Below are 13,085 nucleotides of genomic sequence, written 5' to 3'. Positions count from 1 at the left end.
GACGGCACGAACACATCTCGATCGGCCGGGTTCCCCGGATGATCGTGCTCGATGCGCGACCCTGTCGCGGTGACCTCCTCCGCCCCCGTGCCGCCGGGCGCTCCCGTGCCCGCCGGCACCGCCGGGCGACGACTGAGCGCGGCCGACGTGCTGCTGGCCGACCGCGGCCAGCTGTTCCGCGCGCTCTTCCTGTCCGCGCCCGTCGCCAAGGCCGTCGTCGACCCGGACGGCCGGCTGCTCGTCGTCAACGCGGCGATGTGCGAGCTGACCGGCCGGACCTCCGGCGAGCTCGTCGGCCGGCACCTGGACCTGCTCACCCACCCCGACGACGTCCCCCTGGAGGACCGCGCCGTCGAGCACCTGCCCGGCACCCCGCTGCTGGACCCCCAGCTGCAGGTGGTCGGTGAGCGCCGGTTGCGCCGCGCGGACGGCAGCAGCATCTGGGCGCTGCAGACCCAGGAGCTCGTCCACCACAGCAACGGCGACCCGCAGTTCGTGCTGCTGACCCTGGTCGACGTGACCGACCGCCGCCGGGTCGAGGACGACCTGGTCCGCCGCACCTTCACCGACCCGCTGACCGGGCTGCCCAACCGGCGGGCCCTCACCGAGCGGCTGCAGCGTGCCCTGGCCGCGTCCGGCCGGCGCGGGACGCTGGTCGGGCTGCTGCACCTGGACCTGGACCGCTTCACCGCCGTGAACGACTCGCTGGGCCACGAGGGCGGCGACCAGCTCCTCTGCCAGGTCGCCGACCGGCTGCGCTGGAGCACCCGGGTGGAGGACACCGCCGTCCGCTTCGGGGCCGACGAGTTCCTCGTGCTGGCCGAGGACGTCGAGGACATCGAGGGGCTGCACACCCTGGCCGACCGCCTGCTCGGCGTGCTCGACGAGCCCTTCCACGTGCTGGACCGGGAGATCACCCTGTCGGCCAGCGTCGGCATGACCCTGGGTTCCGACCTCGCCCCGGAGGCGCTGCTGCGCCAGGCGCACAGCGCGCTCGCCCGGGCCAAGGCCAGTGGTGGCCGGGGCCGGATCGAGGTGCACGACGAGGCGCTCGGCGAGGGCTACGTCGACCAGCTGCAGCTGGAGACCGACCTGCGGCACGCGCTGGAGGCCGGCGAGCTGCGGCTGTTCTACCAACCGATCGTCGCGCTGTCCGACGAGCACCTGCTGGGCTACGAGGCGCTCATCCGCTGGCAGCACCCGACCCGCGGCCTGCTGCCCCCCGGCGCGTTCCTGTCCGCCGCCGAGGACAACCGGCTCACCTCCCGGCTGGGCGCCTGGGTGCTGCACCAGGCCTGCTGGGACGCCGCCGGCTGGGACCCCGCACTCCGGGTGCACGTCAACATCTCCGCCCGGCACCTGGCCGAGCCGGGCTTCAGCGAGCTCGTCGCCGACGCGCTGGCCGAGTCGGGGCTGGAGCCGCAGCGGCTGGAGCTGGAGATCACCGAGTCGACCGCGCTGTTCGCCGCGGACGCGACGCTGCACGCCGTCGACACGGTGACCGAGACCGGCGTGACCCTGGCGCTGGACGACTTCGGCACCGGCTACTCCGCGATCACCGCGCTGCACCGGCTGCCCATCCACACGCTGAAGATCGACCGCTCCTTCGTCGCCGACATCGTCGCCCAGCCGGCCACCGCCGCGCTGGTGCAGGGCCTGCTCCAGCTCGGCCAGGGCATGGGCCTGCAGGTGATCGCCGAGGGCATCGAGGACGGCGAGCAGGCCCGCTGGCTCCGCGAGCACGGCTGCGCGATGGCCCAGGGCTACGCCTTCGGCCGGCCCGCCCCGCTGCCGGCGCGCGAGCTCGACCAGTACCCGCCGCCCGCGGGGCTCGGCGACCTCGACGACCCGGCCACGGACCCCGCGCCCGCGCCGGAGCACGCAGCCGGTGCCGACGCCGGCGCGCCCGAGCACGGGTGGTCCGGGCGCGAGGACGACGAGCCGGGGACCGGGTTCGACCTGGGTGCCGCACTCGCCGAGCAGGACCTCGAGGGGCCCGGCCCGGTCGTGGGCAGTGCCGCCGTCCCCCAGCTCGACTCGTTCCAGCTGCCCGCGACCACCTCGGACACCCCCGTCCCGCGGCCGGCCGAGGCACCGGCCGGGGCCGAGGACGGGACGCAGCCGGACGACTCCTTCGACCCCGGGGTCTTCCGGGCCTCCAGCGCGTTCCTGGAGCTGCGCGCCCTGCTGGCCGCCAACGGTGCACCGGACACCCCGGGCGTGCCCGGTCCGCGGGAGCCGGCGGAGCTGGGCGACCTGCGGGGGCTGACCGCGGACCCGACCGACCTCTCCGGGCTGCGCCCCTGGCTGGAGGGCTTCCAGCAGCGGCTGGGCCCGCTGGACACCGGCGACCTGCCGGAGGTGGGCCGCAGCTGACCCCTCCGGGGACGGACCGCCCGGTCCGTCCCCGAGGGGTCAGGCGTCCGGCACGGAGACGGAGCCGGTGCGCACCGGGAGCGCGTCGGGTCGCTTCGCCGCCCGCCCGTCGCCCGAGGACTCCCCGCGCAACCGGCGGCCGATCCAGGGCAGCACGAAGCCGCGGACCCAGGCGAGCTCTTGGCCGACCACCTCGCGCACCGGCAGCGGCGGCGCCGGGTCCAGCGGGGTGCGCCAGTCCGTGTCGTCGCCGGCCACCGGGACGCCGAGCGCGGCCGCCGCGGCCAACGCCGTCCGGCGGTGTCCTTCGGCGGTCAGGTGGATCCGGTCGCCCGGGTCCCACATCCGGGCGTCCTGGAGCCAGGCGGCGCCCCACTGGTCGAGCACGACGGCGCCCTGCCGGGCGGCGATCGACCACAGGTGGGTGTTGAACACCGCGACCCGGCCCCGGGTGCGGCGGATGATCGGCGTCTGCCGGGGGTCCACGCCGGTGGCCAGCAGCACGTCGGCGCCGGCCGCGCGGAGGGCGACGACGGCACCCTCCAGGTCCGCGGCCAGCTGGTCGGGGTCGGCGCCCGGGCGCAGCAGGTCGTTGCCCCCGGCGACCAGGCTCACCAGGTCCGGCCGGGAGGCGAGCGCGGCCGGCACCTGCTCGGTCAGCACCTGGGCCAGCAGCCGGCCACGGACGGCGAGGTTCGCGTACTCGACGGTGCCCGACGGCGAGGCCGCAGCCAGGTGCTCGGCGAGCCGGTCGGCCCAGCCCCGGAAGGAGTCCGGCGTCCCCGGCTCGGGGTCGCTGAGCCCCTCGGTGAAGGAGTCCCCCAGCGCGATGTACCGCTGCCACGTCCGACGATCACTGCCCGGTTGCACGTCCCCTACTGCACCACGACCCGCGGCCGCGGCGATGAGGGGGTCGGGCCGGACGTGCGGCGTCTCCTGCCGGTAACACGGGCGGGTGAGGATCTGCGCATGCGCACCGACGTGGCCTGCTCCCTCACCGTCTCCTCCCCCGCGCCGGCGACCGCGCTGCTGCAGGTCGCCGTCGCCGCACCCGCCGACGAGCAGCTGACCGTGCTGACCGACGGCCGGCCGGTGGACGCCGAGGAGATCGCCGTCCCCGGGGCCCGGGTGCACCGGCTGCAGCTCCCCGCCGGCGAGACGACGGTCAGCTACCGCGCGCAGGTCTCCTCCGGCGGCGCCCCCCGGCCGGTGACCCCGGCGGACTGGGCCGAGTTCGTCCGGCCCAGCCGATACTGCCCCGCCGACCAGCTGGAGGGCTACGCCGGCACCGAGTTCGACCGGTCGACGCCCCGCGCCGAGCTGGTCGCCGCCGTCGCGGCCTGGGTGGGCCGGCGGCTGGTCTACACCGCCGGGGCCAGCCGCCCGGTGGACACCGCGGTCGACACCCTGCTGCTCGGGCAGGGCGTCTGCCGGGACTACGCGCACCTGACGATCACCCTGCTGCGGGCACTGGAGGTGCCCGCCCGGCTGGTCGCCGTCTACGCCCCGGGGCTGTCGCCGATGGACTTCCACGCGGTCGTCGAGGCCGACGTCGACGGGGTGTGGCAGACCGTCGACGCCACCCGGCTGGCCCCCACGTCGGCGCTGGTCCGGATCTGCACCGGTCGCGACGCGGCGGACACCGCCTTCCTCTCGCTGTTCGGCGGGCAGGCGGCCTTCCAGGGCATGACGGTCACCGCCACCGTGGACGGCGACCTCCCCGCACCGTCCGACGAGCCGTTCCCGCTGCCGTGAGAGCGGCCCGGCTCAGCTGACGGCCTCGCCGGGCCCGCGGCTGCCCTGCGGAGCCCGCGCCGGGCCGGTGCCCGGAGCCGGCACCCCGCCCGGTGTCCGGCGGCGCAGCTCCTCGGGCACCAGCTCCATGAGCTCCTCCGGCAGCAGCGGCAGGTCCAGCAGCGAGAGCTTGACCCGGCTGCGGTCGGCGGCCAGCCAGTCGTCCAGCCGCACCAGCAGCCCGGCGTCCGCCCGGGCCTCGACGTGCAGCTCGTCCCCCGGTCCCAGGCGACCGACCACCAGCCCGTCCACCTCCACGGCCGGGTGGCCGGCGGTCTCCGGCAGCGCCAGGTGCAGCGGCTCGTGCGGGCCGAGCACCACGGTGCGGTCGATGCCGTTCAGCGGCGCCGACGGGGTGACGAGCACGCCCGCGGCCCCCGGCGACATCACCGGGCCGCCGGCGGCGAAGTTGTAGGCCGTGGACCCCATCGGGGTGGCGATGATCAGCGCGTCGCTGCGGTAGTGGCCGTAGCGGCGGCCGGCCACCGAGAGGGTGGCGTCGACCATGCCCTCCCCCGGCACCCGGGCCAGGACGACGTCGTTGAAGGCGACGGTCTCCCAGCCCGGCCCACGCACCACCAGGCAGCTGCGCGACTCCAGCGTCGAGCGCCCCTCGGCCAGCGCCGCCAGCGCCCCGTCCAGCTCGCGGCCCTCGACCTCGGTGAGGAAGCCCAGCCGGCCGAAGTTGACGCCCAGCACCGGCACGGGGTCGGCGACCACGAGCCGCATGGCGCCGAGCAGGGTCCCGTCGCCGCCGAGGGCGATGATCCCGTCGCAGCTGCTGGCCAGCTCGGCGACGTCCACCGGGGTCACGCCCTGCAGGTGCAGCCGTTCGACGTCCGCCGCCGCCGCGACCAGCTCCACCTCGTGCGTCGTGGTCCAGGCGAGCACCTGGGCCACCGCACCCACGCAGTCCCGGTGCGGGTGCAGCACCAGGCCGATCCGGCTGCCGTCGTGCACCCGTCAGCCCCGGTAGGTCTCGAGCAGGCGCAGCCAGATCTCGCTGATCGTCGGGTAGGACGGGACGGCGTGCCACAGCCGGCTGATCGGCACCTCGCCGACCACCGCGATCGTCGCGGAGTGCAGCAGCTCGGCCACCCCGGAGCCGACGAACGTGACGCCGAGCAGCACCTCGCGCTCGGTGTCCACCACGGCGATCGCCGTCCCCGAGTAGCCGTCGGCGAACAGCGACGCCCCGGCGACGCTGCCGATCGGGTACTCCACGACCCGGTGCGGGACGCCGGCGTCGGCCGCCTGGGCGGTGGTCATCCCGACCGAGGCGACCTGCGGGTCGGTGAAGACCACGCTCGGCGTGGCCCGGCGGTCGGCGGTGGCGACGAACGGCGACCAGTCGGCGAGGTCGACCTGCTCGCCGCGCGCCCGGGCGACGATCGCGGCTCCGGCCTGGCGGGCCTGGTACTTGCCCATGTGCGTGAGCTGCTGGCGGCCGTTGACGTCACCGACGCCGTAGAGCCACGGGACGCCGGGCACCTGCAGCGACTCGTCGACGTCCAGGTACCGCCCCGGCTCGAGGCCGACGGTGTCCAGCCCGATCTCGTCGGTGTTGGCGGCACGGCCGACGGCGACCAGCACCTCGTCGCCGCGGAACTCCCCGTCGGCGGTGGTGAGCACCACGTCGCCGCCGTCCTCCCGCCGGGCCGCCCGCACCTCGCTGCCGAGCCGGACGTCGACGCCCAGGCCGCGCAGCGACTCCGCCACCGCCTCGCCGGCGGCCGGCTCCACGTTCGGCAGCAGCCGCGGCCCGCGCTGCAGCAGGGTCACCGAGGAGCCCAGCTGCTGCCAGGCGGTGGCCATCTCGCTGCCCACGTAGCCGCCGCCGAGCACCAGCAGCCGGCCCGGCGCCTCCTTCGCGCTGGTCGCCTCCCGCGGGGTCCACGGCTGCACGTCGGCCAGGCCCTCGACCGGCGGGACGGCGGCCCGCGACCCGGTGCAGACGGCGACCGCGTGGCGGGCGAGCAGCACCAGCTCGGTGCCGTCGTCCCGGGTGACGGCGACCCGCTTCTCCCCCGCCAGCCGGCCCTGCCCGCGCACCAGGGCGATGCCGGAGCTCTCGACCCACTCCGCCTGGCTCGCGTCGTCCCAGTGGTGGGTGAAGCCGTCGCGGCGGTCGAGGGTGGCGGCGGCGTCCTGCTCGCCGGTCACCGCCGCCGCGGCGCCCTGCACGGCCCGCGCCTCGGCGAGCACCTCGCTGCCGCGCAGCAGGGCCTTGCTGGGCATGCACGCCCAGTACGAGCACTCACCGCCCACCAGCTCGCTCTCCACGAGCACGGTGCTCAGCCCGCCGCGGGCGGCGATGTCGGCGACGTTCTCCCCCGTCGAGCCGGCACCCAGGACGATGACGTCGTACTCCTGCTCCGCAGTGGTCACCGCGCCATTGTGGTCGACTGACCCCCGTGCCTGTCGACGCCGCGGAGTACTCCGCCGCCCTCCGCCAGTACGCCGCCGGGGTCGTGCTGCTCACCGTCCGCGACGACATCGACGACGTCGGGACGACGGTGACCTCGCTGATGAGCGTCTCGGCCGACCCGCCGCTGATCGCCCTCGGGCTGGCCGCCGAGGGCTACCCCGCCGAGGTCCTGCAGTCGATCGGCAGCTGCGTGGTGAACGTGCTCGGGGCCGACCAGGCGATCCTCGCCAGCCGGTTCGCCTCCGCCGGCCGGCCCAGCGCGCGGCACCTGCTGGAGTCGGTGCCCTGGCACCGCGCCCCGGTCAGCGACGCGATCGTGCTGGACGGCGCGCCGGCGGCGCTGGACTGCACGGTGCACTCGGTCGTCGAGGCCGGCAGCCACGCGCTGGTGCTGCTGCAGGTGGAGGGCGTGCCGGTCCTCGGCGACGGCGACCCGCTGGTGCGCCTGCGCGGCCGCTGGACCGACGGCGCCGGCCAGCCCCTCCGCCGTCCCTGAGACGCCCGGCCCTGACCACCACAATGGCCATTCTGGTGGTCACGGGGGGAGGGGGGCGGGGCTGGGGACGGCGGGGGTCGCACCGCGGGGTTAGCGTCGTCGCCGATGGACATCGCCCTGCCCGCCCCGTCCGACTCCGCCCTCCGCCGCGCCCTGGTGCGCGCCGAGCGCGGGGTGACGCTGGACGCCACCGAGGCCGAGACCCTGCTGCACGCCCGCGGGCTGGGTGCGGGTGAACCGCTGGACCGGCTGCTGTCCGCCGCCTCCCGGGTGCGGGACGCCGGGCTGGCGTCGGCCGGCCGGCCGGGGGTGGTCACCTACAGCCGCAAGGTGTTCATCCCGCTGACCCACCTGTGCCGCGACCGGTGCCACTACTGCACCTTCGTGACGACGCCGGGACAGCTGCGCGCGGAGGGCAAGGCGCCGTACCTGTCCCCGGACGAGGTGCTGGACATCGCCCGGGCCGGCGCCGCGCTGGGCTGCAAGGAGGCGCTGTTCACCCTGGGCGACCGCCCGGAGGAGCGCTGGCCGGTCGCCGCCGAGTGGCTGGAGGCGCACGGGTTCGACTCGACGCTGGGCTACCTGCGGGCGATGGCGATCCGGGTGCTGGAGGAGACCGGGCTGCTCCCCCACCTCAACCCCGGCGTGCTGTCCTGGGAGGAGGTCCAGCGGCTCAAGCCGGTCGCCGCCTCGATGGGCATGATGCTGGAGACGACGGCGACCCGGCTCTGGTCGGAGAAGGGCGGCCCGCACTTCGGCAGCCCGGACAAGGAGCCCGCCGTCCGGCTGCGCGTGCTGGAGGACGCCGGCCGCTCCGCCGTCCCGTTCACCACGGGCGTGCTGCTGGGCATCGGCGAGACCTACGCCGAGCGGGTCGACGCGATCGCCGAGATCCGGGCCTCGGCGCGGCGGCACCAGCACGTGCAAGAGGTCATCGTGCAGAACTTCCGGGCCAAGCCGCGCACCGCGATGGCCGCGCACGACGACCTGGACCTGCAGGAGTACGTGGCCGCGGTGGCGGTCAGCCGGCTGATGCTGGGCCCGTCGGCCCGGGTGCAGGCGCCGCCGAACCTGAGCGACTCCACCGAGCTGGGGCTGCTGCTCCGGGCCGGGGTCGACGACTGGGGCGGGGTCTCCCCGCTCACCCCCGACCACGTCAACCCCGAGCGGCCGTGGCCGAACATCGACAAGCTCGCCGCGCTCACCGCCGAGGCCGGGTTCACCCTGCGCGAGCGGCTGGCCGCCCAGCCCGGCTACGTCACCTCCCCCGAGCCGTGGCTGGACCCGCGGGTGCGCCCGCACGTCTCCGCCCTCGCCGGCCCCGACGGGCTGGCCGTGGAGGGCCGGATCCCGGTCGGCCTGCCCTGGCAGGAGCCGGACGAGGCCTGGACCTCCTCCGGCCGGGTCGACCTGCACGTCGAGGTCGACACCGTGGGGCGCACCGGCGACCGGCGCAGCGACTTCGACGCCGTCTACGGCGACTGGGCCCAGCTGCGCGAGGCGACCGTCGCCGCCCGGGACGGCTCCTCCACCGCCCTGACCGTCGGCGACCGGGAGGTGCTGGCCGCGCTGCTGCACGCCGAGCAGGACCCGGCCGGGCTCTCCGACGCCGAGTACCTGACCCTGCTGGGCGCCGACGGCACCGACCTCGAGCACCTGTGCGCGCTGGCCGACGCCGTCCGCCGGGACGTCAACGGCGACGACGTCACCTACGTGGTGAACCGGAACATCAACTTCACCAACGTCTGCTACACCGGCTGCCGGTTCTGCGCGTTCGCCCAGCGGCGCACCGACGCCGACGCGTTCACCCTGTCGATGCGGCAGGTCGGTGACCGGGTCGACGAGGCCTGGGCCGGCGGGGCGACCGAGATCTGCATGCAGGGCGGCATCCACCCCGACCTCCCCGGCACCGCCTACTTCGACCTGGCCCGGGAGGTGAAGTCCCGCCGTCCCGACATCCACCTGCACGCGTTCTCCCCGATGGAGGTGGTCAACGGCGCCGCGCGCACCGGGCTGTCGTTCACCGACTTCCTGATCGCGGCGAAGGAGGCCGGCGTCGACTCCCTCCCCGGCACGGCCGCGGAGATCCTGGACGACGACGTCCGCTGGGTGCTGACCAAGGGCAAGCTGCCGGCCGCGACCTGGCTGGAGATCGTGCGGACGGCGCACACCGTGGGCCTGCCGACGACGTCGACGATGATGTACGGCCACGTCGACACCCCGGCGCACTGGGTCGCCCACCTGCGCACCCTGGCCGCCCTGCAGGACGAGACCGGCGGCTTCCGCGAGTTCGTGCTGCTGCCCTTCGTGCACCACAACGCGCCCATCTACCTGGCCGGGGTCGCCCGGCCGGGGCCGACCAACCGGGAGAACCGGGCCGTGCACGCGGTCGCCCGGCTGCTGCTGCACGGGCGGATCGACAACATCCAGACCTCGTGGGTGAAGCTCGGTGACACCGGCACCCAGGCGATGCTCGACGGCGGCGCCAACGACCTGGGCGGGACGCTGATGGAGGAGACGATCAGCCGGATGGCGGGTTCCGGCAACGGGTCGCTGAAGACGATCGCCGAGCTCGAGGCGATGGCCGCGGCGATCGGCCGCCCGGCCCGCCAGCGCACCACCGAGTACGGCACCCCGAGCGCCGAGCGGATGGCCACCGCCCGCTCAGAGGAGGGCCGCCAGGCGCTCACCCTCAAGCTGCTCTGAGCCGCCGCCGTCCCCCCGCACCACTGTCTGTCCCCCCGCACCAGCGTTGCTGCGGGCGGACAGCGGGTGATCAGGGCACCTGATCCACGCTGCTCCGGGGGTCAAGCGGTCCAGCGGGACGGCGTGCGGCGGCTGTCCGCCCCGCTCGCCGTGCGCGCCCAGGCCGCCTCCAGCACGGCGGCCACCTCGTCGGCCTGCTCCGGTGGCACGCTCAGCGGCAGCCGCAGCCACCGGTCGGCGGTGCCGTCGACGGTGAACCGCGGCCCCGGGGTCACCCGCAGGCCCAGGTCGAGGGCGTGCGCGGCGAGCCGGGTGGAGCTCTCCCCCGGCAGCTGCGCCCAGAGCACCGAGCCGGCCCGCGGCCGCACGACGCGCCAGTCCGGCAGCCGGGCGGCGAGCGCGGCCAGCAGCCCGTCCCGGGCGGCGGTCAGCCAGGCGACCCGGTCGGCGAGCACCTCGTCGGCGACGGCGAGCAGCCGGGCAGCGACCAGCTGCTCCAGCACCGGGCTGCTGAGGTCGACCGTGCCGCGCGCCTGCGCGAGCCTGGCCAGCAGTGCCGGGTCCGCCCGCACCCAGCCCACCCGCAGGCCCGACCAGTACGCCTTGCTCATCGAGCCGAGCGTCACGACCCGGCGGTCGAGCGCGGCGAGCGCGGTGGGCCGCGCGCCGTCGAGCACCAGCTCCGCGAACGTCTCGTCCGTGGCGACCACCGGCGCGTCGAGGGCCGCCAGCAGCGCCCGGCGCTGGCCGTCGTCGGCGAGCAGGCCGGTGGGGTTCTGCCCGTCGGGGGTCACCAGCGCCACGTCGGCCGCGGCGCCCGGCAGCTCCCAGCCGTCGGCGCCCACCGGCAGCGCGACCGGCCGCAGGTGGTGGGCCGCGAGGCAGTCCAGCGCCGCCGGGTAGGTGGGCTGCTCGACCAGTGCCCGCTGCCCGGGCCGGGCGACGGTGCGCAGCAGCAGGTCCCAGCCCGCCAGCGCACCGTTGGTGACCAGCACCTGCTCCGGGTCCGTGGTCAGCCCGCGGCGGGTCAGGTGCCCGGCGATGGCGGTGCGCAACGCCGGCAGGCCGTAGGGGTGCAGGCCGTGGCCGGCCAGCAGCGGACGCAGGTCGGCGGTGGCCCCGGCGACGGCGTCGAGGAGCTGGGCGGGTGCCGGGGCGGCCGCGATGGTCAGGTCCCGGACGACGGCAGGCTCGCCCGGGTCGGCGTCCGGGCGGACCGGCGCCGCCGACGGGAGGGTCACCCGGCTCCCGGCACCTGCCGCGCTGTGCAGGTAGCCCTCGCCACGCAGCACGTCGTAGGCGGCGGTGACGGTGGTGCGGCTCAGGCCCAACGCCTGGGCCAGCTGCCGCTCCGAGGGCACCCGGGCGCCCACCGACAGCCGGCCGTCGAGCGCGAGGCCGCGGATCCCGGCGGCCACGCCGGCATAGGCCCGGCCGCCGTCCAGCCAGGGTCCCAGGAGGTCGGCCAGCCGGTCGGTGCGCACCGGGCCATTGTGCGCGACTTGGCCCTGTTCGGGCAGGGCCAAGTCGTTCATCGTTGCCTCATGCGACTGATCGACCCGGTGCCCGTCGACCGCCGTCCCGCCCGGCTGGGGTTGCTGCTCGGCGGCCTGGCCCTCTACGGCGTCAGCGTCGCGATGATGCTGCGGGCGGACCTGGGGCAGATGCCCTGGGGCGTGCTGGACCAGGGGTTCGCTGGCGTGCTCGGCGTCGAGGTCGGCACCGGCTCGATCATGGTCGGTGCGGTCGTCCTGCTGCTGTGGGTGCCGCTGCACCGGCGGCCCGGGCTCGGCACGCTGTGCAACGTCGTCCTCATCGGGTTGGCCATCAACGCGACGCTGGTGCTGCTGCCGGCGCCGGAGGCGCTCGGCGCCCGCGTCCCGCTGCTGCTGGCCGGCGTGCTGCTCAACGCGGTGGCCACCTGCGCCTACATCGGCGCGGGGCTCGGTGCCGGGCCGCGCGACGGGCTGACCACCGGCATCGCCGCCCGCGGCCACTCCGTGCGGGTCGTGCGGACGACGATCGAGCTGGTGGTGCTGGGCGGCGGCTGGCTGCTCGGCGGCACCGTCGGGGTCGGGACAGTGCTGTACGCCGCCGCGATCGGGCCGCTGATGCACAGCATGCTGCCGGTGTTCCGGCTCCGGGACGGCTCGACCGCCACGGTCACGGGGCCCCCGATCTCGACCGTCGCCCCCGACTGACGGCCGGCACACCAGCGTGTCCCCTGTCAGGCACCGGTACGGCACGATCACCGCACCACCGGGCGGGAGGAGAGACGTGCCACGGGTCACCAGCGCGGACGTCGCTCGGGAGAGCGGGGTCTCCCGGACGACGGTGAGCTACGTGCTCAACGACAAGCACGGCGCGATGATCTCCGAGGACACCCGGCAGCGGGTGCAGGCGGCGGCGGCCCGGCTGGGCTACTCCCCCTCGGCCGCTGCCCGGACGCTGCGCAGCGGCCGCAGCGACCTGGTGCTCTGCGTGCTGCCGAACTGGCCGGTGGGCCCGGTCCTGGACACCGTGCTGGACGAGCTGACCCGGGAGCTGGCCGAACGGCAGCTGTCGGTGCTCGTGCACCACGGCCGGAGCCCCCTGGCGGAGCTGTGGCGGGCGGTGACCCCGCGCGCCGTCGTCGGCTTCACCGAGTTCGGCGCGGAGGACGCCGACGCCATGCGCCGGGCCGGCATCCAGGTGCTCAGCACCTCCCTGGACGACGACCCGCGTGCGGTGTTCGCCGTCGCGCAGTCCCGGGTCGGGCAGCTGCAGGCCCGGCACCTGGCCGACACCGGGCACACCCGGCTGGGCTGGGCCGGCCCGGCCGAGCCCCGGCTGGCCGACTTCGCCGTGCGCCGGCTGACCGGGGTGCACACCGAGTGCGCGCGCCGCGGGCTGGCCGCACCGGTGGTGCGGGACGTCGACCTGGACGCCGACTCGGCCGCCGACGCGGTCCGTGCCTGGCGCAGCGCGGGGGTCACCGCGGTGGCCGCCTACAACGACGAGGTGGCGCTCGCGGTGCTCGCCGGCGTGCGGGCCTGCGGCCTGTCGGTGCCGGGCGACGTCGCGGTGGTCGGCGTGGACGACGTCCCGGCCGGGCGGCTGAGCGACCCGGCGCTGACCACCGTGGCGCAGGACGCGGCCGTCCAGGCCCGGGCGATCGCCACCGCCGTCGCGGCGGCCCTGGACGGCAGCCCGCCGCCCGCCCCCGACCCGGCCGAGGTGCTGCGGCTGGTGGTCCGGGACTCGGCGTGACGGGCGGGCCGGGGGCGCGGTGCCCCGGCCCGCCCG

The 13,085-nt window shown here is 76.2% G+C and carries 10 protein-coding genes; 6 read left to right on the top strand and 4 right to left on the bottom strand.

All coding sequences use genetic code 11. From position 1 onward, the window contains the following. Window positions 1-69 precede the first annotated feature (69 nt). Complete coding sequence (locus FB380_RS21740; protein ID WP_229682279.1) at window positions 70-2,376, top strand: putative bifunctional diguanylate cyclase/phosphodiesterase; 2,307 nt, start codon at window positions 70-72, stop codon at window positions 2,374-2,376. 39 nt (window positions 2,377-2,415) lie between these two features. Here FB380_RS21740 and FB380_RS21735 read toward each other — a convergent pair whose 3' ends face one another. Further along, on the bottom strand, window positions 2,416-3,246 hold the full coding sequence (locus tag FB380_RS21735; RefSeq protein WP_166757446.1) for an SGNH/GDSL hydrolase family protein: 831 nt from the start codon (window positions 3,244-3,246) through the stop codon (window positions 2,416-2,418). Between the two features lie 99 nt (window positions 3,247-3,345). Between FB380_RS21735 and FB380_RS21730 the strand changes: the two genes are divergently transcribed. Then, the gene (locus FB380_RS21730; RefSeq protein ID WP_166757445.1) at window positions 3,346-4,131 is read left to right on the top strand and encodes a transglutaminase-like domain-containing protein; all 786 of its coding nucleotides are present in this window, start codon (window positions 3,346-3,348) and stop codon (window positions 4,129-4,131) included. A gap of 12 nt (window positions 4,132-4,143) precedes the next feature. Here FB380_RS21730 and FB380_RS21725 read toward each other — a convergent pair whose 3' ends face one another. Then, the gene (locus FB380_RS21725) at window positions 4,144-5,130 is read right to left on the bottom strand and encodes an NAD(+)/NADH kinase (RefSeq protein ID WP_166757444.1); all 987 of its coding nucleotides are present in this window, start codon (window positions 5,128-5,130) and stop codon (window positions 4,144-4,146) included. Window positions 5,131-5,133: 3 nt separating this feature from the next. Beyond that, window positions 5,134-6,558: a dihydrolipoyl dehydrogenase family protein gene (locus FB380_RS26125; RefSeq protein WP_166757443.1), complete on the bottom strand. Its 1,425-nt coding sequence runs from the start codon at window positions 6,556-6,558 to the stop codon at window positions 5,134-5,136. 26 nt (window positions 6,559-6,584) lie between these two features. Here FB380_RS26125 and FB380_RS21715 point away from each other — a divergent pair, with 26 nt between their 5' ends. Next, complete coding sequence (locus tag FB380_RS21715) at window positions 6,585-7,094, top strand: flavin reductase family protein (protein WP_166757442.1); 510 nt, start codon at window positions 6,585-6,587, stop codon at window positions 7,092-7,094. A 105-nt stretch (window positions 7,095-7,199) separates the two neighbouring features. After that, window positions 7,200-9,800 carry a bifunctional FO biosynthesis protein CofGH gene (locus tag FB380_RS21710; RefSeq protein WP_166757441.1) on the top strand — a complete coding sequence of 867 codons (2,601 nt, stop codon included), beginning with the start codon at window positions 7,200-7,202 and terminating at the stop codon, window positions 9,798-9,800. Window positions 9,801-9,901: 101 nt separating this feature from the next. On the opposite strand, the gene FB380_RS21705 is transcribed toward FB380_RS21710, so the two are convergent. After that, entirely contained in the window at window positions 9,902-11,335 is a 1,434-nt protein-coding gene (locus tag FB380_RS21705) for an aminotransferase-like domain-containing protein (RefSeq protein WP_166757440.1), read from the bottom strand. Between the two features lie 9 nt (window positions 11,336-11,344). Between FB380_RS21705 and yczE the strand changes: the two genes are divergently transcribed. Both yczE and FB380_RS26120 read left to right on the top strand, forming a co-directional pair. Further along, a complete protein-coding gene (gene yczE, locus FB380_RS21700) occupies window positions 11,345-12,001 on the top strand; it encodes a membrane protein YczE (protein WP_188959678.1) in 657 nt (218 codons plus the stop codon). A 76-nt stretch (window positions 12,002-12,077) separates the two neighbouring features. Then, a complete protein-coding gene (locus tag FB380_RS26120; protein ID WP_166757439.1) occupies window positions 12,078-13,049 on the top strand; it encodes a LacI family DNA-binding transcriptional regulator in 972 nt (323 codons plus the stop codon). Window positions 13,050-13,085 lie beyond the last annotated feature (36 nt).

Origin of the sequence: Modestobacter marinus, from assembly GCF_011758655.1 — a bacterium.
Classification (GTDB): Bacteria; Actinomycetota; Actinomycetes; order Mycobacteriales; family Geodermatophilaceae; genus Modestobacter; species Modestobacter marinus.
The sequence above is the reverse complement of the archived record's forward strand: the minus strand, read 5'-3'. Positions and strand labels throughout refer to the sequence as shown.

Coding starts and splice junctions, on each gene's coding strand:
- FB380_RS21730 (WP_166757445.1), top strand. CDS start 3,346: ATGCGCACCGACGTGGCCTGCTCCCTCACCGTCTCCTCCCCCGCGCCG.
- FB380_RS21710 (WP_166757441.1), top strand. CDS start 7,200: ATGGACATCGCCCTGCCCGCCCCGTCCGACTCCGCCCTCCGCCGCGCC.
- FB380_RS21705 (WP_166757440.1), bottom strand. CDS start 11,335: ATGAACGACTTGGCCCTGCCCGAACAGGGCCAAGTCGCGCACAATGGC.
- yczE (WP_188959678.1), top strand. CDS start 11,345: ATGCGACTGATCGACCCGGTGCCCGTCGACCGCCGTCCCGCCCGGCTG.